Genomic DNA, 22,998 nt, shown 5'->3' on the forward strand with positions numbered 1-22,998 from the left:
ACTGAGATCTCATGGAAAAAGTGCAGGATATTGCAGAAGCAGAAAACGAGAAATTATGAAAAGAGAGAAAGTTCAGCGGCTTTAACGGTATTGGATAACAGCATTGCTATGGTCATGGGACCAACTCCTCCTGGATTTGGAGTAATCCAGGAGGCTATTTTTTTTATTTCATCAAAATCAACATCTCCAACAATCTTAAATCCCTTATGTGAGGAAGCATCAGCAACCCTGCTAACTCCAACATCAACAACCACTGCGCCAGCTTTGACAAAATCTTTTGTTACAAACCGAGCTTTACCCATTGCGGCTATCAGGATATCGGCTCTCTGACAATGTTCTTTGATGTTTTGACTGAAGGAATGGACAATAGTCACCGTTGCATTCGCATACTTCGATTTTTGGAGTAGTAGAGCTGCCATTGGTTTCCCAACAATATTGCTTCTTCCAAGGATAACCACTTCTTTTCCTTCGATCTCGATGTTGTAGCGCTTCAACAGTTCTTGAATACCCAATGGAGTGCACGGATAAAAGCAGTCTTTTTCTCCAAGGAGCATTTTCCCAAGGTTTATAGGATGAAATCCATCAATATCCTTTTTGGGATCAATAGCAAGAGCTATTTCTTTCTCAGATAGATGGCTGGGAAGTGGAAGTTGAACCAGTATACCGTGGATGGAAGGATCTTGATTTAATTGATAGAGTTTCTCTAAGACTTCGTTTTGTGATACATCCTCAGCAAAAGAAATGACTTGGGATTTGATCCCAAGTTCTTGAGCTTTCTTCTGTTTCATCCTAACATAAAGTTCAGATGGTGGGAACTGTCCAACTCTTATAAAAACGACAGAAGGTTGAACTCCATGTTGTCGCAACTTCTGAACAACTTCCATTGTTTCTCTATGGATCTGATGTGCCACAAGCCTACCGTCCAGCAAATTGGCTTCTTTCATTGCAGCTTATCCTAATTTAATCAATGGGTTTTAAAAAATTTAATGAGTTCAGAATATCCTTCCTTAAAGGTCGGGAAATCAAGCATAAAACCAAAAGTTTTAGCTTTTTTATTGGAGACCCTTTTATTGGAATATCCTCTCTTGGGATGAGGCGCTTTGGGTTCAATGGGGGGGAGGGGAAGGTTAAATCTTTGACATAGCCAGCGATAAAAGTCTTCCTCGAGAATGGGAAGGTCATCTGTGATATTAAATAGGCCAGGAATAGTTAAAAAATGCACAATAGCAGTTGCTAAATCCTGTCCATGGATCTGATTGATCCATTTTTTCCTGGGATCGATCCGAACGGTATTTTGTAGTAATCCAGTGATCCGGTAAACTCTTTGGGGTCCATAAATTCCGGATGCTCTTAAAACGGTACCCCCTCTGTCTAAAACTTTTTCTTCAGCTTTTTTTAAAATTTTTCCAGAGGAAGTTGCAGGAGTTGCCAGAGACTCTTCATCTACCCACTGGCCTTCTGTATGCGTATAGAGTGAAGTAGAAGAAACTAATAGGAAAGGACAATTTTTGGCTATTCTCAAGGCATTGTCGAGTCCAATTGAAAAGATTTTTTCAAATGCTAAAGGCTCTTCCCTATTTGAAGAAGCAGAAAAAATAACGGCTGAGAATTTGGGCAGAGAATTGAGAGAATTATGATCGGTAATATCTAACGCAAACGCAGGAATTCCAAGCTGTTGCAAACGGTTTTTACTCCCTTGGCTTTTTACCACACCGATAACCTCTTGATTCTTCTGTTGTAAGCTTTTAGCTACTAATTTTCCTATATAACCACAGCCAACGATTAATACTGGATAAGCCATTTGTTTTTTTAGTATAGTTTAACGACAAAATAGAGAGAGAAAATGACCGTTTTATTATTTTCTATTGTCATTTTTCTGCTATTCTAAATTATTTCATTGTTTAAAACATGAAATCAGAAAGATGGGTAATCAAGTTAGGAACAGGAGTGTTGAGCACCAGGGAGGGTTCTCTTGATTTGCCTCAAATGGAGAATCTTACAAAGCAGCTCGTAGAAATCAAAAAGAAAAATATTGATGTGATTATTGTCAGCTCTGGCGCTATAAGCTGTGGCATGGATATACTAGGTTATTCCAAAAGGCCGGAGAATATTGAGGAACTTCAGACATGTTCCACTTTAGGTCAACCTTATCTCATGCATTATTATAAGCAACTGTTTTCAGCTCATGGGTTTCATGTTGCCCAACTCCTTGTGACATATTTTGATCTAGACAGTCTCTCTTTACGTAAGAACATTAAGAAACTTTTAGAGAATTTATTGCTCAAGAAAACCATTATACCTATCATTAATGAAAATGATTGTGTTTCTTACGAAGAAATTCGGTTTGGGGACAACGATCGGCTTTCGTCTCATATTGCAGTTTTAGCTGAAGCGCAAAGGCTGATTATGCTGTCCAACGTTGCTGGATTGATGGATTGTAGCAATGGAAAAAACAAAATGATTTCCTATGTAGAAGAAATCGACAGCACGATTGAAAAGCTAGCAGAAGGAACCAGGAGTGAGAGATCGGTGGGAGGGATGATAACAAAAATTGAAGCTGCTAAAATAGCTCAAGCAAGTGGCATTCTAACACAGATTGCTGATGGAAGGGAAAAAAATGTTTTAGTGCGCATTTATAATGGAGAGCCATTGGGCACAATTTTTGAAACGAAAAAAAATGAAAGAACTGTCAGAACAAATTCAGGGTCTTTGCCGTAGGGCGAAAGAGGCAAGTCGCTTATTGTCTGAGCTTTCTACAGAAAAAATTAATCAAGCTTTGATTGCTATTGGAGAGGAACTTCAGACAAGAAAGACAGTCATTCTTTCTGCTAACGATAGGGATATTGATAGCGCAAAAATTATGGGTCTTTCCGAGGCGATCATAGATAGACTTTTTCTTGGGGAAAAAAGGTTTACAGCCCTTCTAAAATCCTTGGAAGACATAGTCTTGCTTCCTTGCCCAATTGGAGAAACTATCGAGCAATGGAAAAGACCTAATGGAATATTGATTAAAAAAGTGAGAGTTCCAATTGGAGTCATTGGAATCATTTATGAATCAAGACCTAATGTCACTGTTGATTCTGCAGCCTTATGTTTGAAATCAGGCAATGTAGCTATTCTTAGAGGAGGTACGGAAGCTTTTAACACAAATAAGGAGCTTGTTACTGCTATACGCGAAGGACTTAGGAAAACGAATATTGCAGAAGACGCTGTCATTCTTATTCCCACAACCGATCGGCAGTCTATCCCCATTCTCTGCGCACAAAGAGATTTCATCGATCTGCTAATACCAAGAGGAGGAAAAGGATTGATTGAAACGGTAATGAACAATGCAAAAGTACCGGTCATTAAGCATTATCAGGGGATTTGTCATGTTTATATCCACAGCGAAGCTTCCTTTGAAAAAGCCTTGGACATTGTCTTGAACGCTAAATGTCAAAGGCCGGCTGTCTGTAATGCTATGGAAACGCTTTTGGTGGATGAAAAAATTGCTTCGGATTTTCTTCCCTTGATTGTCAGTGAACTGCAAAATAGGGGAGTGGAAATTCGTGGTGATGAAAAATGTCTTCACATAATGGGAGATCGAATAAGTACCGCTACGGAAGAGGATTGGTCCACAGAGTATCTAGATCTTATTTTATCAATAAAGATTGTTAGCAATCTTGACGAAGCCATCAATCACATCCATCAATATGGGTCTAATCATTCCGATGCGATTGTAACGGAAGACCCTGCTGCAGCAGAGGCTTTTTTACACAAAATCGATTCCGCTGCCGTTTACTGGAATGCTTCCACACGTTTTACCGATGGATTTGAATTTGGATTTGGAGCCGAAATAGGTATCAGTACGGACAAAATCCACGCTCGTGGTCCCATGGGGCTGAAAGAGCTTACTTCTTATAAGTATCTTATTTATGGAAATGGTCAGGTTCGAAACTGAAAGACTAGTGAAATAAAAGCATTATAATATTAAAACAACAAATAACACGCATTAGCTTATACTCTCTTGATAGTTGAAAAACCATTGATTCTGTTCAAAGGCAAGTTTTTATACGAGATGTATTCTTAATTCAAAATCTTAACGGATTTCTTTTAAACTTAACCATGCTGTTTCCCATTGCCATTTTTCTTTTCTTGTTTGTTTTGCTTTTCTTGTTCTTTTGAGGAATCTTCTTCTTTTAATTTTTCTTTGTCTGCTTCTGCTTTCTCATCTATTTCTTCTTCCTCTTCTTCCCACTCTTCAATGAGAATTTCTTCAGTGTACAGACTTTCTTCGGATTCGTCTTCTTCGCCTTCTTCGTCTTCTTCGTCAGTCATTTCTAAAGCTTCATATTTTAAAACGCTTGTCATCATATCATCGAAATCCTTAAATTCGACTACTTCCTGAAGATCCTCCTCATCCAAAGCCAGATATTTGTTCGTAGGGAAATGATAGGCATACCAGAAAAGATTGGAATAGCCTAATATGAGATAATCCTTGTTTTGCTCGAAGGTACCAATAGCTAGATTTTCAGATATTAATCCTGGAATCACTTGAAATTCATCTCTTTCATGGTCTGTGGAAAAAAAGACAACCCCATTATGGGCAAAACCGTCTGCAACTTTTAAAAAATCAAGATAATCTTCTGGAATTTCTATACCATATTTTTCCTTAACCTGATCTCTATAAGCCAAAATTTTTTCTTCTGGTCTCCCTCTAAAGGGCTCAAAGCCTGCATCGGTTTCTTCTTTGTTGACCATTTCTAAATATTCGAGGTATTTCATAACATTGCCTTTGATTAGCGATATAACGCTTGGTTTTTTAGTTCATTGTCCTTTGTATAAAATTTTGACGATGCCACTGCCCAATTCATTTTATTTTCACTGTTAATGATTGGCAATATAAATTTTGGTTTATGGGTCGAAGGAAGCTTGATTCCATTGATAATGGCGCCCGCAGGTAGCCAGTCTTTTGCAAAACAACTTGCTTCTTTCGCAGCCTGATTTCTTACATAAATATTTTTCGATTGTTCCTTGTTTTCTTTGGAATGTATTTTTTGGAAAAGCTTTATAGCTTTTCTATATTTTTGATCAATCTGGTATGGCTGTTCTCCGATAAGACGAGAGAAGGCGACAATTTTATTTTCCCAAGAAAGTGGGAGACTTGCTTGTGGATCAAGAATTTTTAATTCTTTACGCAACTGTTCGACCGAATGGATCGGTTTTTGAATGGGAGGATAAATAGGAAAGAGAGGTCGTACTGCATAATATGGTTGTGGTGTTTGGGTGTTCCCATTTATTTGTGGATGAAGAAAAATGGCATGCCAGAAATGGTGCGGATTCATTTGGTTGTTGTTGCTTTTAAAAGTTTGAACAAGTACAAGATTGGCTGGATCATTTGGAGAAGGATGATTTTTGGACAGGACACTTTTCTGAATGACATGATGACAATTATAACTGTCTTTGATAGTTTCCATGCTGCTTTGACGCAGCCTTTTAACCTTATAAAAAGCTATGGCATTACGCCGAATACCATCTTCATCAAGGATGGTTCCTAAGTTTTTTTTGGGAACTTTCCCTTTTTTCATGAGTTCTAGACCCTCCTTACCAACGGCAAGGAGACTAAGTGATTTGCCTACTGGATGAGAAGCAAGGGCTGCTAAGAATTGAGGCCTTATTTTTTCATATTCTTTAACGATTTTTTTGTAATTTTTACTTTCTTTGTCCAGCGGTGTGACGATCGATTTTTCTAGAACTATTCCGGGGGCCTCTGGACAACCCTGAAGTATAGAAGAAGGGCTAGCAAGGCCATCAAGGTTTTTAAGCATTCGATCCACTTTTAAGACCATCTCTTTTGAGGGAATAATGTTCCCTTTAGAATCTCGTAATAGACTCCTTTTCTTTTTCATAAAAAAGGAGTGGGTTGATAAGAAGAGGGCACTAAAAAAAAGAGCTTTTTGTTTAAAAAACCCTGTTCGAAAACTCCATTGCAAGACCTTGGAATATGAATTTACTGATAGTTTCCTTTTACTAAAACATATTCGGGACATGCTAACCCCAGGCCCTGAGTTCGTTCTTTTCGCCTAGGTTTTGTGTCGGGATGATCCGAAATTGCCAAGACCATTTTATTCTCCGATGGATTGGTGTGGTGTTGATGGACCAGTGGCGGAAGATCCTCCGGTACTCTCACTAGCCGCGATGGCAATCGCTCCCGCTTCGCGTCCATCCGCTGCGGTTGGCCGGTGTCTGGAGTCGTTTGCCCTGAAATAATCTCCTTCATCGGGATGGCAATCGGGCGGTAGCCTGCTGTTACAGATACTCCTTTCCAAATGCATCGCAAGCAGCAGGTTCTGCTGAGTCCATAGAGAAATCTCCCGATCTTCGATCCTTTCTTTGAGGTTATATGCGCCAACCCCATCCGCATAGCTCGCATACCCACCAAGCAGGCATACAAACCTATCTCCCCTGCAATTCTTTGGATGGACATACCCGCTTCGCATCAAAGCCATAGAGCTATAGGCTGGGTTGGCCTTCTCTCGACGGAAACCTTCCGCCGACTCCAGAAAATCGATTCGCTCTTGAAGCAAACAGCTGCGCATTTGTAGGATGCGCCTAGAATGCTCTTTACTTGAAGCGTTCCCAACCCTAAGAAACAATTACTGAAGGTCTTTGTAATGTAAGAAGAGGGCTTAGGCTTATGTTTATTGGCCGCTCTATTTTTGTCTACCCCTTGCGCAAAAGAGGTAGTCACTTTTTATCCCCCAGGCTGTGCTTGCGGATGCGTCTTGGTTTAGTTGCCTTCCCTGTATTCTTACTAATTGCTTGGAGGTGGTACCGTTTCTTTCCTTCCTTTTTATGATATTAGAGAGCTTAGAAAATATTTCTTTTCGTGGCCATCTATGAAAACTTCAGAAAGTCCACCCTCTATTCCGACTGCTTCTCCATATAATCGCTTCGGAATTTGTCGTTGCGCTGCGTAAGGAATTCCCGCCTCTTTTTTTTTAAACAGGGCAAATCATGTCCTGAAGCTTTAAGTTAACTGATAAAGGAATGACAACCCTTTTGCCACCTTCATGACTCATGAGAAAGATGTACTGTCTTTCCTTCTCTTCAAAAGTCCGACCTTCTGTCACCAGCTTGTCCCGTTTCCCGCGTTTGCCTAAGCTTTCAGCGAAGCAGTTCAAGCCAGAGAAAGAGACAAGAAAACGATCCTTCTCGGCTGCGTAACGAAGGCAGTGATCCTTTGGCATCTGGGGCTTCTTCCGGTTGAGTTGTTGACTCTCCGCTCAATATCGTTCGCCTCAGTATCTTATCCGGCTTTATTGGTTTTCCCCATGGCCTTTAATCTTTTCTTTTGTATTGACGCAAACCAAAAAGAGGGCTTGGGAAAGCAGTGGAGGATCGAAAGGAAATCCTTAAGCATCTCTTCCTGCAGAGAGAGGGATTCGCCCGTTCATGGGGGTGAGTTTGGTCCTAAGAGAGGGGTAAAACTTCTAGGGGCCATTCGAAACCGAATCGGACCAGCCGGTCCTTGTGAGTCACCACGACCATCGAAGACATCGGCCCGTTCCCCCCAGCTCTATCAGACGTGAGAAAATTCTTTCTCTGGTAGTTTAGTCCGCTGCTTTCAATCCTCCAGCCGTTCGGTCACCGTCTTGCCTTCAGCCAGAGAAAACCTTACCAGAGCTTTCCGCTGATCCTCCTTTTGATCTGCGCTGGAGACTCTTGTGTAGGAGCTTACGGGGTGATCTCGTCACCTTTTGGCCAATCATCCGAAGATAGTCCTCATGGGGGGTAATACTACCTGTTTGTCGGAGTCCGCTTAGGGGCTAACACCCTTTCCCATCGCCTTTTGCTACCGTCTGTTTACGCTTCGACCGATCAGCGCACCAAACCTCGTCTGCGAATAAAAGTTCGCCATGCCTATTTATAACTAGATTGGCATGGCAATATCCATAACTATTATTTACTCTTTGCGGTCAAATAGGTCCTTGAAGAGCGCGCAGTTATTTCTGTCTTGACTGCAGAGGGAGTAAGAGCTTGGCTCTGTTGGATGGGACCTCTTTTGAGATAAAGAGTGGTTAATGGGATTTCCATTCAATTGCAAAGATCATCAAGAGGATAAGCCCAAGTCCAACTCGATACCAGACAAAGGGAATAAATGTGTGTGTTTGAATAAAAGAAAGGAGCCATTTGACAGCAATGAAAGCAACGATGGCTGAAACGAAAAATCCCAGAAAAAGGGTGAGAGGAGGGTCAGTAGGAGGTACTTTTAAAAAATTAGTCTGTTCTACCCAAGAAAAAAGGCTTGCGGCAAACATAGTTGGAATGCCTAGCAGAAAAGCAAATTCAGTAGCGGCAGGTCGTGACACTCCGAAGAGTACAGCCATAAGAATAGTAGCAGCTGATCTTGAAAATCCAGGTAGAACCCCTGCCACAACCTGACTTACCCCAACAGCTATGGCAGTTAACCAGCTTATATCTTCCACAAAAGATTGATTGCGACAAGACACTTTTTCGACAAAGTAGATCCAAAATGCTCCACCAAAAATGGCGATGATTACTGGTCCAAGATCTTTAGGAAGCTCCCATCCCATTTTTTTTACCCATAATCCAAGCAACGCAGTAATGAAGAAAGCTAAACCAAGTTTCAAAAAGTAGGGAATTTTTTCTTTATTCTTCCACAAGAAAAAAAAACTAGAAACCCGTTCTTTATAAATAAGACAAACGGCCAAGACAGCTCCAAGCTGGATAAAAATGTTGAAAGTTTCAGATTTTTCTCCCATCCAATGCTCTGCAATAAGGAGATGGCCAGTACTTGATATAGGAAGAAATTCACTAATCCCCTCGATAATCCCTAAAAGGATAGTCTGCCATATGTCATTCATAATGAAAGACAGCTAAAAAAAATCAGGGTCATTGCTTCTTTCAAAGCGTTAGAATTTCTCCTCGAGTGTATATTGTGGCTTAGTTTGAGAAAATCCATAATCGAATAGGATTCGAGCGTCATACCATTTATCGGGGCTATGCAGTAAGGTCAGATAAAGAGTATGGCCGTTTCTTTCACAGGAAGCTGCATAAGTATGTAAGGAAATTCTAGTCCATCCTGTCTTTGCTGGTCCCATGCCCATATAACTGCCCAGTAATCGGTTATGGTTATACATAACTCTGGAGATGCCTCCATTTTGAAAATGAATTTTTCTGGTTTGGCAGATTTGGTTAATAATCGGATTCTTTATGGCCGCTTGAAAGATTCGCATGAGATCTTGAGCTGTTGTATACTGTCCAGGTTCAAATAGCCCATGAGGATTAACAAAATGGGTATTCCGACAGCCTAAAGAGGCCGCTTTTTGATTCATCTCTTCAACAAATTTCTCAACGGAGCCACTACAATATCTAGCTAGGGCCAAAGCGGCATCATTACAAGAACCGATTAGAAGTTCTTCTATCAGTTGATTGACTGGAACAATTTCTCCTGCAATAAGAGGAACATGAGATGGTTGCACTAGTGTGTCTTCTCTTTTGATACGTACGCTACCTTTGAATGCTGTTTTATCGTAAGCGACCAAAGCAGTCATAAGCTTGGTGGTACTAGCAGGGGCATAGGGAACATCCTCATTTCTTGCAAAAAGTACTTTGTGAGAGGTAGCATCGTAGAGGAGGACTCCACTGGCCTGGACAAGAGAGTTGACTTGCTCGTAACTAAGATCTCTAATCCCTCCTTTATATGAATGATGCGATCTGCTCCTTGCCAAAAGTTGGTTAGGAGGGGCAATGATTGTAATAATTAAAAAGAGAAGGGATAAAAAAGAAAAAATGGATAACTGGGAAAAAGAAAGGTAATAGCAACCGTATATTTTTTTTAATCGTCTTCTGTAAGCTCTATAAAAACAACTCATGATGCTAAATTATAAGAACATGAATCGGCTGCTGTCCAGAATTTTTTAGTCTGGCACGAGGTCTACACCCTTTTATGAGCTAGCTTGCACAAAGAGACTTATGATACGCTAGATCAGTTTTTGTACCTTTTTTCTACAAGGCATCTCTTGAGAAGACTAGCTAGAATGGCTCCACTCCTTTTGCAGCATTCGATCCCAACGAATTGGAATCATTCCACTGCTATTTGCCAGTTGAGTCCGACTATTTGCTAGCAAATACCGGACACCATTCTCTTAGGAATGGAAAAGCCAATTTAAGCTTTGTATCGAAGCCTCTTTTTATGTCTATTGGCTCGCCTTCGTTTTCGGCGCTTATGTTTATTCATTTTTGCCTTGCGGCGTTTTTTAAGTGATCCCATGTCCAACAAATTTTTAGTAAATGATTTTGTTTAACGAATATTCTATTATTCCCTCTGCTCCCATTTCTTTTAGTCGTGGGGCAAGTTCCCTTACTGAGCTTTCATCCAGAATCGTTTCCACTGCTACCCATTGACAATCGGCCAAGGGAGATACAGTGGGATTTCGGAGAGCTGGTAAAATTTTTAATATCGCATTTAAATTTTCTTTGGGTACGTTCATCTTTAGACCAACTTTATTCCGCGCATTTAGAGCAGATTGCAAGAGAAGAGCCATTGAAGTAAGTTTTTTTCTTTTTTCTTTGTTTTCCCATACTGCATGAGAACAGATGAATTGAGGATAGCTTTCTAATATCGTATCCACTATCCGTAGATGGTTTGCTCTAAGGGAAGAGCCTGTTTCCGTTATGTCGACAATGGCATCGACCAATTCAGGCACTTTTACTTCTGTGGCTCCCCATGAAAATTCTACATGAGCTTCAACCCCAATTCTTTTTAAGTATTGCTTGACCATATTAACAGCTTCCGTGGCTATCCACTTACCTTGGAGATCTGTAGGCTTTTGAATAGGAGAGTTTTCGTGGACAGCAAGAACCCATTTTACCGGTGCAGATGTTGTTTTGTTATATCTGAGTTCACAAATAACATGGACGTCTGCATGGTTTTCTAATATCCAATCTCTGCCTGTAATGCCGCAATCCAAAAAACCTTGTTCTACATATCGGGCAATTTCTTGGGGTCTAACCAGTCTGACTTCTAGCTCCTCGTCATCTATAGCAGGCCGATAATCACGACTGTTCCGAGCGACAACATAACCAGCTTTTGCAAACAGATCGATTGTCGCCTCTTCCAAGCTTCCTTTTGGTAGTCCAAATCTTAATTTCAAAACATTCATGGGAAAAGCTTCAACTCTATCCAATCTTTTGGTTTTGTAAAGATCTTTTTGTTCCTTTTGATAAGTAAGACCAAAATGGAGAAGGAAAAAAAAGAGAATAGGGACTCATAGGGCTATTTAATTTCTTCTTGAGCGATGAAATCTTTGGAAAGATCTTCCCTAAGGAGTCTGTATACGGTAGGAAGATCGTCTGGATGGACACGGGTATTACCGATGGTGGTAATGAAATTCGTGTCATTTTTCCAGCGCGGGACAAGATGCCAATGAAGATGACTTTCGATACCTGCCCCAGCAGCTGCACCAACATTTAAGCCCACATTAAAACCATGAGGAGAAAAAAGCTTCTGAATACTTTTACAAAGTCTATTTAAAGTATGAAAGCATTCTAGCATTTCTGTGTCAGTCAATTCCGTGATACTTTTAATTATTCTATAAGGAACGACCATACAATGGGCAGTATTGTATGGATAACGATTGAGCAGTGAAAAGGTTGTTTTTCCTCTTGTTAAAACAAAATTCTTTTCGTCATCGCTACTCTGAGCGATGATTTCAAAAAGATGATCAATTGCCGAAGAGTCTCGTTCAAAATAAGCTTTTCTCCAAGGAGCCCAAAGATGTTCCATTTTTTTTAAATGTATCTATTGATTTATGAAAAGTAAAGCAGACGCTAAAAGTCGAGTTTTTATTTTTGGTGGCGAGGATTTCTATGAAGCCCAAAAAAAGGCAAGGGCTCTCATTGAATCCTTTAGAGCTAAAGATCCTAATCTAGAGATTATTCATATTGCAGAAGAAGGAGAGAGCCAGAGTGAAATATTAGCCCTGCTTGAGCGATTGCGTGAGGAAATAGCAACTCCTTCTTTGTTTGCTACAACGAAACTTATTTTTTGGAAAGGGGCTAGTTTTTTATCCGCCAATGGTTTGGCAGATAAAAGAATAGAGGAGGATATTCGTCAATTTTTTAACTTACTACAAGAAAACCTCCTTGATGAACTCATTGTGGTCGTTCTTGCTGAGTCGATCGACAAAAGAAAGAAGCTTTTTCAAGAGCTAAAGGCTCAATTTCATGTCGAACTAACTGATAAGCTGGATCCTTTAGATCCTTCCTCTTTATTGGAAGTGATGGAGAAGTTGGAAGAAAGAGGAATCGAAGCAGATCAAAGTTTAGGCCAGCAACTATTAATGGAATCTGGAGCTCAGCGTTCGTTACTTGATATGGAAATTGAAAAGTTATCTCTTTTCCTTGGAGCAAAGGGAAAGATTCAACCTGAAGAGATTTCCAATTTGCTTTGTGGAAAAAGAGAAACAGTTATCTGGAGACTTTGTGATCTTGTGATTTCCGCAAAATTCGATTTGGCTCTTGTGGAATTGCAAATTTTGATGCAAGAGGGAGGTTCAGAAATGGGAATACTCCTTGCTTTAGCACAAAGGATTTTCTGGGCGTGTCTTGGATTGGTTTTATTGAAGATCGGTTGGCTTGATGTTCAAAGCAAAGGAAAATATTTGAAGCTTATTTTAAAAGAAGAGGGCTATTTTTTATATCCCAAAAAAAAATCTGGGGAGCTTGTGAATCAATGGGCTTTTGGGCAGAATTTGCAACTAGCTCAAAACATAGACTTACATTTTTGGTTATGGGCCCTTCGACACACCTATGAGACAAATAAAATACTTATTTCTGGAAATATTTCTCCAGATCTTAGGGGTAGGATGCTTGAAAGGCTACTTATTAAACTGAAAATATATTATGAAAAAGTAATAGAAAAGTCTAAAGACTCCGTTTAAAACAGCTTGTACTTTTAATATTAGAAAGCAAAATTGTAGCCATGGATATCATGGACAAGATCCAAGAGCGGCCATAGAAAATGATGACGACATCCAATGAGAGATCGGAACCGGTAGATCTATCGGTAATTATTCCATTTCATAATGAAGCGGAAAATATTCCAGCTTTGCTCACCGAGCTTGACCAATGCCTTCCAGCTTTGGGTCTTCATGTCGAAATTATCATGGTGAACGATGCTAGTACGGATTGCTATGAGCGTCCAGCGGCAACACCCAGATTTCCTGTAATTTGGCTAGATTTAACAGAAAGAAGTGGTCAGAGTGCGGCTATGTATTTTGGAATCAGTCAAGCTGCCGGTCGATATGTAGCTTTTATGGATGCGGACCTTCAAAACGATCCAAGGGATCTGGAAAAATTGTATTATAAGCTGAATGAGGAGGGATTAGATTTAATAACCGGTTTAAGGATCCACAGAAAAGATAGTTGGTTTAGAAAAATCTCTTCCAAAATAGCCAACAAAATTCGGTCCTCTCTTTTAGGTGATAACACGCGTGATACAGGCTGTTCGCTGAAAGTTATGAGGTCTGAATTAGCCAAAAGACTTCCAGGATGGAATGGCATGCATAGGTTTATCCCGGCTCTTGCTCAAGCAATGGGATATAGGGTAGGTGAATGTCCCGTAAACCATCGTCCAAGAAGAGCAGGCAAAAGCAAAGTAATTTCATGGAAAAGAGCCATTCAAGCTACCGTCGATTTGATAGGGATGGTCTGGTTTTGTAAAAGACAATTTAAAGGCCGGCTTGCCTCCCATCCAGCCATCAATCCAGCTAAAAAGATACCCAATTAAGTCAGGGTAAGGGTTCTAGGATCCGACGTAAAACCTGGTAGGGTAGAGCAGAACAGTCGATTTCTTTGAGTTGAGTCGCAGAAAAAAGATTCAGGAGGGGTTTTGTTTCTCTTTCATAGATCTCGAAACGTTTTCTGATGACTTCTTCTGTATCGTCCACTCGATGATCCTGAACAGCTCGACCTTTAAGTCTAGAAACAAGGATACTACGATCCGAGCAGTACAGGTGATAGACAAAAAGAATTTCTACTTTTTCGGACAGAATATGCCATTGACGAACATTTCTTGGCAGGCCATCTAATACCAAATAGTCCACTTTCGGTCGAAATCTGCCTTCCGATATCATTTGATCAATATAAGAGTTAAAAAGCTGGATAGTAATATCATCTGGGACAAGTAATCCTTTTGAAGAATATTCCAAGAACGTTTTGCCGATAACACTGTTTGAATCCACGGATCGAAAAAGCTCTCCAGATGAAAAATGAAAGAACCCAGGAATCGTTCCTAAGATTTTTCCTTGGGTTCCTTTTCCAGAACCTGGAGCACCAATAAGTAATAGAGATTTGTACTTCACGTTGATTTTCAATTTATTTAAAAGCCAATATAAAAAAAACTAGCTTTTTTCAATATTCAATCAAGATTGCCAAAGGAATCTTATTTGATAAACTAAAAATGAAAGAATTCATGACTTTTCTTTGTAATTTCTTTTTAATTATCTAAAAGCCTATGCGAGTATAAATAGTTGTTATCTATGAAAATTACCTATCTGTTGGATTTTGTTTTTCCCTTTTTAGGTGTCTTGGCGGAAGAGGGAGCGTCGAAACCCATTACTGTATTGGATCTCCTAAAATCGGGGGGGTGGGTTATACTGCCTCTTTTTTTTATTTCTTTTTTGGTTGTTGCCTTAATTTTCTACTATTTTGCTTCTCTACGCCTATCAGCTGTTTGGACAAAAGATCTTGACAGACGGATAGAAAATGCCCTTAAGAAACAGGATCTTTTTTTAGTTGCAGAAGTAATAAAAAACCGATCTGAAGGCTGTGCCCGTCTGTTAAAAGAAGTATTGAATTTTTTATCTAAGCATAAAGATGCAGATCTAGAATCAGTGACTTCCGTAGCTGAAGCTTTTGGAAGCGGATTTTCCTCTCTACTCAACCAAAGAATACTTTATTTACTTGATGCGGGAGTGATTGCTCCAATGTTAGGTCTTTTTGGAACGGTCGTTGGGATATTAAGATCTTTTGGCTCGATCGCTGCCGAACCTTCGCCAATGCGGACACTCTTGCTTGCTGGAGGCGTATCTCAAGCTCTTGTCTCTACTGCTATTGGACTGATTGTTGGCATTTCGGCCATGTTTTTCTATTCTTTTTTTAGGGGAAGGGTTCAATATCTAATCTCTGTGTTTGAAGAGCGGTCAGTCATTTGGGTTCAAGAAGTTTACCTTTTGAACAAGAAAATCCAGGACAAGCCTGCACCAGAAGTCAAAGCTTTTGCTTCTGGATCTTATGATGTGGATGAATCGAGTGAAGAAAATAAGGAAGCATAAGGAAGGTGGAGGAAAAGTTTAACGTATGAATTTCAGAAAAAGAGTAGGGGTTGAACAGATCGGCTTACAGCTTGCACCCATGATTGATGTAATTTTGTTTTTGCTTTCCTTCTTCCTTTTGACTTGGAATTTAGCCCGATATGAAGCTGATCTAGAAGTGAAAATACCCAAAGCGAAAAATGGGGAGTTACCCAAGAGGTTACCAGGTGAAGTAATCATCAATATTACCAAAGATGGGCAAGTCAATTTAAATCATAGGGTTGTCTCAGCCAAAGAACTAGAAGAAATTATCAGAGGAGTGATTCAGCAATATCCTGATCAGGCAATAATTATTCGTGCGGATGAAGAAACAAGTTACAAAGAAGTGATAAAAGTATTAGATGTTTGTCGAGCAGTTAATGCCTGGAATATTGCTTTTGCGACAAACCGACCCGATATGACTTCTTCACAATGAAAGAAAGATGGTTAAAATTTTATAAAAGTTCCGAAGATGTAAAGGAATGAAATGTAGTAAAAGATCTTGGAACAAACCGCTTCTTATCAGCTTGTATTTCTTTGTTATCCTCTTTCTTTTTTGGATGTCGAATGCAAAGCTTTTAGCTCGGACTGAGAAACAGGCTCAGGGTGTGGAAATCATTCCTACGGCAGATGTTGATTTAGATAGAGCGATAGCCCTTTATAGGCAAGGTGAGTATGAAGAGGCAATAAAAATATTTTATAGAATACTGCCGTTATTATCTCCAGGGAAAAAAACTGAAGCACTTTATTCAATGGCTGATTGCTATCGGCTGATCGGAAGAAAAGAGGATGCAATTAAAATTTATCAACTGCTTGTTCAAAGCGATCCATCGAGTGCTTTTGCACCCACAGCCTATTTTTGGGAAGGCAAGTTATTATCAGAATTAGGTAATTTTGCCCAAGCGGCTGGAGCGCTCAAAATAGCTCTGGAAAAAGCCGATCCTCAGACGGCCAATGCTGCTAGTTTTCTTCTTGCATTATGTCAACTTCGAATAGGTGAAGAAGAAAAAGGAGTGTGCAGACTCAGAGAATTGGTTGAGAAATCCGCAGATCTAAGGGTTGATGCTGCTGCGGTATTGGCAACGTATTATGAATCTATTTTCGATTGGGGGCATGCTTTAGAATTTTGGTCCATTGTTTTACATGAAAGTAAAGATCCTCAAACAAAATCAAAAGCTTTGACACGATGTGGTTGGGCAGCTTGGAAATCTGGACAGGCAAAAGAAGCCGAACATTATTTAACACAAGCTTCAGGAGGGCCTCCCTATACGGAATGGAATAGAATAGCTAACAGCGGTCTTTTTGAATTTTACCTATCTCAAAACAGATATAAGGAAGCGATTCAATTTTATGAAAAACATAAGGATGGATTTATAGAAAACCAGAAAGAAAATATTCTCTTAGATTTATCAACTGCCTATATAGAGATTAAAGACTATTCGAAAGCTCTTTCGGTTATTGATTTATTTCTTGCCAATTATCCAAAATCCTCGTTGGTTGATTTGGCTGTATACAGAAAAATAGTAGCTAATTATTATCTGGAGCAAGGTTCGTTGGAAAAAAATGCCCAGCAATTTTTCTCACAATATCCCTCCTCTCCCTATACCTATCCTCTACTTTATTTGGAAGCAGAAGACTTTAACAGAACCGGAAAATTTACTTTGGCTCTTCCGATATGGGAAAAATTGGAATCCGCTCATTCGAGCTTAGTCCCCAAAGAGGCTATTCTGCTTGGGCGAGCTAATGCTATGTATGGTCTTGAAAAGTGGAGTGAAGCAGCCGAGCTTTTTAAAAAGTTCTTAACCGAATACCCCAAATCGAGGGAAATCGTTCATGTGAAGATGCATCTTGCGAGTGTCCTCGAGAAAGGTGGGGAAAAGAAAGAAGCATTGAAATACTGGCAGGAAGCTCTTGGATCCGTTAAAAGAACTGATCCAGAAAGGCAAAGTTGCCTTGAGCAAATTGGTATTTTAGCATACGATCTAAAAGAAAATAGCTTGGCAGCGGAGACTATGCAGAAAGTTTTGAGCGAATATCCACATTCTTCTTATCGTGGGGTTGCAGCGTGGATTGTTGGACAATCAAAATATGATAATAAAGAGTATGAAGCGGCAAAAGAGTATTTTTCTTTAGCTAGAGAAGCCGAACCTGAAAAACTCTACTTGGCAGCTACATTGATGCTTGCCTGGATTGCTTATCACCAAGATGATGTTGAAAAAGTCTGCTCCTATGTCCAATCTTACGAAGACAATTATAAAAAAGGAGCTGAATCGATTCCAACAGAACTTTACTATTGGATAGCTTCTCGACTTTTACAAAAGGGGAAACTCGATTTAGCCGTTTTCTATTTTAAAAAAGTCATTCAAACTGCTCAATCTAAAGAAAAGTACTATATTTCAAGCCTTTGGCAGCTGGCTGAAACAGAACGCAAGCTAATGAATTGGAAAGAGGCTAATACTTATTATCTTGAATTTCAGAAGGCAGATCCTCAAAACGCTTCCAATTCGCCTGTCCTTTTAGGCTTAGCTGAGACACAAATTGCTCTAGGGCAGTTTGCCGATGCACAGAAAAACTTAGAAGAGGTATTGTTAAAGGAACCTGAAGGAGAGAATAATGCCAAAGCCAGGATGCTTATCGGAGATAACTATTTGGCTCAAAAAAATTATCGGGAAGCAGCAAAAGCCTACACGACTTTGAGTTTGATTTATCAAGACGATACTATTACCCCCAAAGCCATGCAAAAAGCTGCTTTTTCTTTTTCTAAGGCTGGAGATAATGATCAGGCCGCTTTTTGGGAAAAAAAACTAAAAGAAAAATACCCGAAGTTCAAACCGGACGCCTAATGAAAACAGAACCATTCCATTCCATTTCCCTAATCTTAGATAGGAAAACGGTTACCTTAGCTGTTATTCTTTCTCTAATCGTGCATTTAGGTCTAATTTTAACAGTTGGTCCTTTGCGGATTAAAAATTTCTCTTTGCCTTATGCAGCGAAGAAATTTAATAGGAGGATAGATCTAAAAAGAGCTGAGTTACCGGCTTCCATTTTTCAAGCTAGAGCCGAAACTAAAAGCCCATCGGTTACTCCTATTCCTGCTTTGGAAGCTCCGAAACAGATCAAGGCTATTAATCCTCTAGTTCAAGACATCACACAAGCCAATCCGATTAGGATCCCAATGCCATCGGTTGTTCCTGGGGGAGCTCCTGAAGTCGCTGTATTATCTCCGACACCTCCCACGGCCATAAGCCCCTATGAAGAGGATGCTAAATCCCAGCTTCAATCCATGATCTCTCATCTAATAATCGGACCTTCCTCCTCGGGGGTACCAAATACAAATAATATTCTACCTTCAGGTCTTGGACACGATCCAATTCCAGGAGCTAGTGCAGCTGGTCAAGCGGGGACGCATCCAACAGGGACAAGCGGAGGAGAAGGAATACCAGGGGTGGATGACATTCAAACACAGTTCAAAGCAGCTGCTAATTTTGATCCAAGGATTCCACAACCAGTAGTTTTGCGTTTGCCAAGCGATATCCTCTTTGATTTCGATTCGGCTAACATAAAAGCTGATGCAGAACCACTTCTTTTCCAAGTGCTAGAAATCTTGAAAAAATACCATCGGGCCGATGTGGAAATCGGCGGTCATACGGACACATTCGGTGATAATATGTATAATTTACAGTTAAGCGAACAAAGAGCGTTTGCTGTCCAACAATGGCTAGAAGCTCATTTGCCAGCAGGAATGTATAATTTTCATTCTACTGGGTATGGGAAAAGTCATCCCATTGTTAATCCAAGAGGATCGATTGAAGAACAGGCAAAAAATCGCAGAGTAGAAATAGTCATCCGAGCGCTAGTTGAAGAATAAGCGAGTCTCTTGCCCAGCATTCCCAATCCAATTTGTCCTTTATGGCTAACCACACCTATTGCTTTTTTAGCAATTAAAGAGATCTATCTCTGGAGGAAGAATCCTCCATTGAGGTTGTTTTTCTAAAAAAAAGTGGCTAATTTAATAGGTGCGAGTAAAGGCTCAAACCAGTTTTTTGCTGTTATTCTTTTTTGTTTTTCTCTTTGATGTTTTCTCCAAGAGCATAGGAAAATCCTCAACGAACGCAAACGACAAAGCCGTATATATTTTAGTTATTCATGAAGCATGGTTTAATAGGCCGCCGGAGTTTGTTTTATCGAGGTATGATTATCTTTCACAGAGGGATATTCTTTATCAAGAAACGATTAATGCCTTTAAAAAAGCTTATCCTTCTTTGGAGGTAAAAAGGATCGATAAACTTAGTCAAGCTAAGGAAGGCATACCAATTCTAAGGGTTGATTTAGGCCGCTGGCGATACTCTTTTATAGGTACAAATGCTGCTACTGATATCGTCGTTCGACTTTTTGCTGACTATTATCCTTCAAAAGAATCCAAAGCGATTCACCTAGGATCCTTTGGGAACGTTCAAAGAGCTCACGTTTGGCTTTATGATGGGTATCGAGACTTTAATGAAGATTATATCAATGCTTTACGACCTGCCCTTGAAAAGATTGTTCATGCTGTTGGGCCTTTATTGGATTCACATCGAAAGGGATAGTAGCTTGCTCTAAGCACTTTTGTAAGATTTTTGCAGTAAATGAGAAGATTCTTGATGCTTTTCTTTTGTCCGATATGTGAGGATTGGATAAGACTGTTTTGGTAGGTGAGCAGCACCAGAGAAGTATTAAACGCCATCTTCTTCTCCTATAAGGAGGTATTTGCACAATTTCTAGTTGGATGGAAAACCAAAAACAGTTCGGAAAACCAAAAACAGTTCGGAAAACCAAAAACAGTTCGATTTATTCTTTTAATTTTAATAATAAGTTTTTCTTTATTTTTAGATTGGCTTTGTTTATATGGGTATAAATTTTCATCTCCTCATAGTGTGTTGTGAAACTATCCTGTTTTCGTATTTATGATTGGTCCTATTTTTTTTCTTTTTATCTCGTTCTGAGCTTTTTATCTTTTTCAACCCTTAAGTCAGAAGAAGAATCATCTTTTGATTCCGATTTTTGGACATCAAGAATTGTTGATTTCTTTCTATCCGATTCAAATGGAATGACCCATTGGATCAGAGGCATAGTTCTATCCGCGGATGGTAAAGTGCTGACCTTATCTGATGTTTTTAATGGGGAAAGGAAGATTAAAGAGGTAAAGAGATGGGACTTTCGACCTGTGCAATATATTGGATGGATTGTGAAGGACCCAGAAAAAAATTTTCTCTTGCTTCAAGTCGAAGGCAAATCCCTTTCGGCACTAAGAATTGTTTCGAGAGAAAGTTGGCCTGCGAATGGAGGAAATGAATTTTACATTCCTGTTCCTACCCCTGAGGAACCTAGAAGGATTGCAAAATATGTTCCAAAAGAAATGCCAGAAAAAGATAACGAGCATCTTTTTTTTACAGGTCCGACCGCTAGCGTGTTGCTTGGTAGCCCCATCATTAATGAAAAAGGACAAACTATTGGAATTGTTGATTGGATCGACATTCAAAATAGCTTAGTTAGGGTAAGAGTGCTTGATGGACCTTTGGAAATCTTAGATAAAGCAGATCGGCTTGTTGAGTTTGCTTTTTGGCAAGAGAACTTAGAAGCGATTAGGAAAAAAGGAGAGCAGAATTCCTTACTCTCCTCTTCTACCCAGTGGAGAAATTTATGGCAGGGAACTCAAAAAAATGAAATCGAAAAGAGCGCTGATATTTTGATTCAACTCTACCCAAAATTAGATGTTGCCTGGGCTGCTGCCTCAGCAAATTATTTAAGGTTATCTTTATGGGATAAGGCAGATTTTGCTGCCAGAAAAGCTATTGCCATGAATTCCTCTGATTATCATTATCCTGTTTTATTTGCCCAAATATTAATTGGGAGGAAGGAGTGGAATCCCGCTATTGATGCATTGCTTCAGGCTCGTGAAGAAGGGGCCCTTTCAAAGGAAATTGCTTATCCCTTAGGGATCTGTTTGTATAAAATTGGTCAATACGAAAAAGCGGTAGAAGAGCTGAAAAGTTATGTGGAAAATCGGCCCAGACATGTAAGCGCCTGGATTTTAATGGGTGAAATCTATCAAAAAATGCATCATTGGGAACAAGCTATCAGTGCCTTTACCAAAGCAGCAAGATTAAATCCACAGTCTATACGAGCATGGGTAGGGATGGCTGATTCTTATAGAGAACTTTCCAAATGGGAGCAGGCCTCTGAAGCCTATACGGAACTGAGTCTTTTGGAGCCTACGAATGGGGCCGTGTGGTATAACCTTGGTCTAGTGCTGTTGAAAATGGAGCAAGAAAAGTTTGCTCGAGCTTGTTTTATGCGCGTCATAGAGTTAAATCCAAAAGATCGAGATGGATGGTTTAATTTTGGTGTCCTCAGTCAGAGAGCAGGAGAAAGATTGGTTGCGATGGATGCTTACAAAAAAGCTGTAAATCTAGATCCAGATTTTGGCATTGGATGGTTTAACTTGGGGTGTCTGTATCAAGAACTCCACCTTTATCCTGAAGCAATTGAAGCGTGGCGGAAAGCTGAGAAATCCCTCCCTGGTGATATTCGACCGTTAATCAATCTCGTTTTTCTTGAAAATCATCTCCATGATTATAGCCAGAGGGATAAGGATTTGTTAAAATTAGAAGGCATGGATCCTCGTCTTGCCCAGCAAATAAGATTTAAGATGGCTACAATGAACCGGTAGTGTGTAAACTAATAGCGATTCATTGATTGGTTTTGTGACTTTTTAATGCCTGTTTTTAAAGATGAAAGTGGAGTGCGCTAAATCTGTGGCTGCGATCCATTTTTATATTGGAATTATTCTCTTGGCTTTTTCCTGGATTATGAATGGGATCCTTGAAGGAGCTCGAACTCATTATTTCTTTTTCTTTTTGTGGGTTGGATACATTTTAACGATCGATGGCATGCTAGTCATGAAAAGAGGAGCATCTCCTCTGACAAGGGCTGGATTTTCTTATCTTTTTTTCTTTTTGTTGTCTATTCCTTTCTGGTGGCTATTCGAAGGGGTAAATCTCAGAATGCAAAATTGGGAGTATGTAGGCTCCCACAAGTTTGGACCTATTAGTTATTTTTTGTTTGCCTCTTTGAATTTTTCTACCGTTATACCCGCTGTTTTGACCACTTCTGAATGGGTTAGGCATTGGAAATGGATTGAAAATTTAAAAAAAGGGCCTGCTATTTCCGTCCCTTCCAAAGAATTAATTTTTGTTTTGGGGTTATGCTTTCTTCTGCTTCTTTTATGTTTTCCTCATATATTTTATCCTTTATGCTGGATTTTTCTCTTCTTTTTAACAGAACCACTCAATGCGAAGTTTAAAAAAAGATCGATTCTTTTTAGCGATTTAAGTGAAGGTGAATGGAAAGCAGTTATTTCTTTGGCTATTGGCGTCTTAATTTGTGGATTATGTTGGGAAACATGGAATTGGAATTCAGATCCCAGATGGGTCTATCATATTCCCTTTTTGGGGTTTTTCCCAATATTTGAAATGCCTATTTTAGGATATCTCGGTTATTTGCCTTTTGCCCTGGAACTTTTTTCTGTTACTGTCTTGTGCTGGAAAGGCAAATTACCCGTAGATTTGTAACTACAATTGGCTTTTCCATTTTTCTTTAC

At 39.7% G+C, this 22,998-nt stretch carries 22 protein-coding genes; 11 read left to right on the forward strand and 11 right to left on the reverse strand.

The window, feature by feature from the left end:
* Window positions 1-53: 53 nt before the first annotated feature.
* Window positions 54-944 carry a bifunctional 5,10-methylenetetrahydrofolate dehydrogenase/5,10-methenyltetrahydrofolate cyclohydrolase gene (locus QOL44_RS04660; protein WP_009059022.1) on the reverse strand — a complete coding sequence of 297 codons (891 nt, stop codon included), beginning with the start codon at window positions 942-944 and terminating at the stop codon, window positions 54-56.
* Between the two features lie 20 nt (window positions 945-964).
* Window positions 965-1,801, reverse strand: coding sequence for an NAD-binding protein (locus QOL44_RS04665; RefSeq protein ID WP_009059021.1), 837 nt, complete (start codon window positions 1,799-1,801; stop codon window positions 965-967).
* A 107-nt stretch (window positions 1,802-1,908) separates the two neighbouring features.
* On the opposite strand from QOL44_RS04665, the gene proB reads away from it, so the two are divergent.
* Together proB and QOL44_RS04675 are read left to right on the forward strand one after the other, a co-directional pair.
* Window positions 1,909-2,718, forward strand: coding sequence for a glutamate 5-kinase (gene proB, locus QOL44_RS04670; RefSeq protein ID WP_009059019.1), 810 nt, complete (start codon window positions 1,909-1,911; stop codon window positions 2,716-2,718).
* Window positions 2,678-3,940 carry a glutamate-5-semialdehyde dehydrogenase gene (locus QOL44_RS04675; protein WP_009059017.1) on the forward strand — a complete coding sequence of 421 codons (1,263 nt, stop codon included), beginning with the start codon at window positions 2,678-2,680 and terminating at the stop codon, window positions 3,938-3,940. Before proB ends, QOL44_RS04675 begins: the two co-directional genes overlap by 41 nt.
* Window positions 3,941-4,098: 158 nt before the next feature.
* On the opposite strand, the gene QOL44_RS04680 is transcribed toward QOL44_RS04675, so the two are convergent.
* The 8 genes from QOL44_RS04680 to QOL44_RS04715 form a co-directional block, all read right to left on the reverse strand.
* Window positions 4,099-4,764, reverse strand: a complete 666-nt coding sequence (locus tag QOL44_RS04680) for a YrhA family protein (protein WP_009059016.1) — start codon at window positions 4,762-4,764, stop codon at window positions 4,099-4,101.
* A gap of 14 nt (window positions 4,765-4,778) precedes the next feature.
* A complete protein-coding gene (locus QOL44_RS04685; protein ID WP_009059015.1) occupies window positions 4,779-5,888 on the reverse strand; it encodes a hypothetical protein in 1,110 nt (369 codons plus the stop codon).
* Window positions 5,889-6,104: 216 nt separating this feature from the next.
* Window positions 6,105-6,578 carry a hypothetical protein gene (locus QOL44_RS04690; protein ID WP_009059014.1) on the reverse strand — a complete coding sequence of 158 codons (474 nt, stop codon included), beginning with the start codon at window positions 6,576-6,578 and terminating at the stop codon, window positions 6,105-6,107.
* 402 nt (window positions 6,579-6,980) lie between these two features.
* Complete coding sequence (locus QOL44_RS04695; protein ID WP_009059013.1) at window positions 6,981-7,229, reverse strand: hypothetical protein; 249 nt, start codon at window positions 7,227-7,229, stop codon at window positions 6,981-6,983.
* Window positions 7,230-8,060: 831 nt separating this feature from the next.
* The gene (locus QOL44_RS04700; RefSeq protein WP_009059011.1) at window positions 8,061-8,867 is read right to left on the reverse strand and encodes an undecaprenyl-diphosphate phosphatase; all 807 of its coding nucleotides are present in this window, start codon (window positions 8,865-8,867) and stop codon (window positions 8,061-8,063) included.
* A 48-nt stretch (window positions 8,868-8,915) separates the two neighbouring features.
* Window positions 8,916-9,878 (reverse strand): D-alanyl-D-alanine carboxypeptidase family protein, encoded by a 963-nt coding sequence (locus tag QOL44_RS04705; RefSeq protein WP_009059009.1) that lies wholly within the window; start codon window positions 9,876-9,878, stop codon window positions 8,916-8,918.
* Window positions 9,879-10,289: 411 nt separating this feature from the next.
* Window positions 10,290-11,168, reverse strand: a complete 879-nt coding sequence (hisG, locus tag QOL44_RS04710) for an ATP phosphoribosyltransferase (RefSeq protein ID WP_045086921.1) — start codon at window positions 11,166-11,168, stop codon at window positions 10,290-10,292.
* A 113-nt stretch (window positions 11,169-11,281) separates the two neighbouring features.
* Window positions 11,282-11,791 carry an HIT family protein gene (locus tag QOL44_RS04715; protein ID WP_009059006.1) on the reverse strand — a complete coding sequence of 170 codons (510 nt, stop codon included), beginning with the start codon at window positions 11,789-11,791 and terminating at the stop codon, window positions 11,282-11,284.
* A 25-nt stretch (window positions 11,792-11,816) separates the two neighbouring features.
* Here QOL44_RS04715 and holA point away from each other — a divergent pair, with 25 nt between their 5' ends.
* Complete coding sequence (gene holA, locus QOL44_RS04720; RefSeq protein WP_009059004.1) at window positions 11,817-12,947, forward strand: DNA polymerase III subunit delta; 1,131 nt, start codon at window positions 11,817-11,819, stop codon at window positions 12,945-12,947.
* An 80-nt stretch (window positions 12,948-13,027) separates the two neighbouring features.
* A complete protein-coding gene (locus QOL44_RS04725) occupies window positions 13,028-13,795 on the forward strand; it encodes a glycosyltransferase family 2 protein (RefSeq protein ID WP_009059001.1) in 768 nt (255 codons plus the stop codon).
* A gap of 1 nt (window position 13,796) precedes the next feature.
* Here the strand turns inward: QOL44_RS04725 and QOL44_RS04730 are convergent, their stop codons facing one another.
* Window positions 13,797-14,369 (reverse strand): adenylate kinase family protein, encoded by a 573-nt coding sequence (locus QOL44_RS04730; RefSeq protein WP_009058999.1) that lies wholly within the window; start codon window positions 14,367-14,369, stop codon window positions 13,797-13,799.
* A 177-nt stretch (window positions 14,370-14,546) separates the two neighbouring features.
* On the opposite strand from QOL44_RS04730, the gene QOL44_RS04735 reads away from it, so the two are divergent.
* From QOL44_RS04735 to QOL44_RS04765, 7 genes are all read left to right on the forward strand, one after another.
* Entirely contained in the window at window positions 14,547-15,341 is a 795-nt protein-coding gene (locus QOL44_RS04735; RefSeq protein WP_009058997.1) for a MotA/TolQ/ExbB proton channel family protein, read from the forward strand.
* 25 nt (window positions 15,342-15,366) lie between these two features.
* Window positions 15,367-15,795: an ExbD/TolR family protein gene (locus QOL44_RS04740; RefSeq protein WP_009058995.1), complete on the forward strand. Its 429-nt coding sequence runs from the start codon at window positions 15,367-15,369 to the stop codon at window positions 15,793-15,795.
* Between the two features lie 46 nt (window positions 15,796-15,841).
* Complete coding sequence (locus tag QOL44_RS04745; protein WP_009058993.1) at window positions 15,842-18,202, forward strand: tetratricopeptide repeat protein; 2,361 nt, start codon at window positions 15,842-15,844, stop codon at window positions 18,200-18,202.
* Window positions 18,202-19,227 (forward strand): OmpA family protein, encoded by a 1,026-nt coding sequence (locus QOL44_RS04750; RefSeq protein WP_045086664.1) that lies wholly within the window; start codon window positions 18,202-18,204, stop codon window positions 19,225-19,227. Before QOL44_RS04745 ends, QOL44_RS04750 begins: the two co-directional genes overlap by 1 nt.
* 175 nt (window positions 19,228-19,402) lie before the next feature.
* Window positions 19,403-19,945: a hypothetical protein gene (locus QOL44_RS04755; RefSeq protein ID WP_194281582.1), complete on the forward strand. Its 543-nt coding sequence runs from the start codon at window positions 19,403-19,405 to the stop codon at window positions 19,943-19,945.
* A 500-nt stretch (window positions 19,946-20,445) separates the two neighbouring features.
* Window positions 20,446-22,068 (forward strand): tetratricopeptide repeat protein, encoded by a 1,623-nt coding sequence (locus tag QOL44_RS04760; RefSeq protein WP_134372802.1) that lies wholly within the window; start codon window positions 20,446-20,448, stop codon window positions 22,066-22,068.
* A gap of 61 nt (window positions 22,069-22,129) precedes the next feature.
* The gene (locus QOL44_RS04765) at window positions 22,130-22,969 is read left to right on the forward strand and encodes a hypothetical protein (RefSeq protein ID WP_009058988.1); all 840 of its coding nucleotides are present in this window, start codon (window positions 22,130-22,132) and stop codon (window positions 22,967-22,969) included.
* Window positions 22,970-22,998: the final 29 nt, after the last annotated feature.

Origin of the sequence: Candidatus Methylacidiphilum fumarolicum, from assembly GCF_949774925.1 — a bacterium.
Taxonomy (GTDB): Bacteria; Verrucomicrobiota; Verrucomicrobiia; order Methylacidiphilales; family Methylacidiphilaceae; genus Methylacidiphilum; species Methylacidiphilum fumarolicum.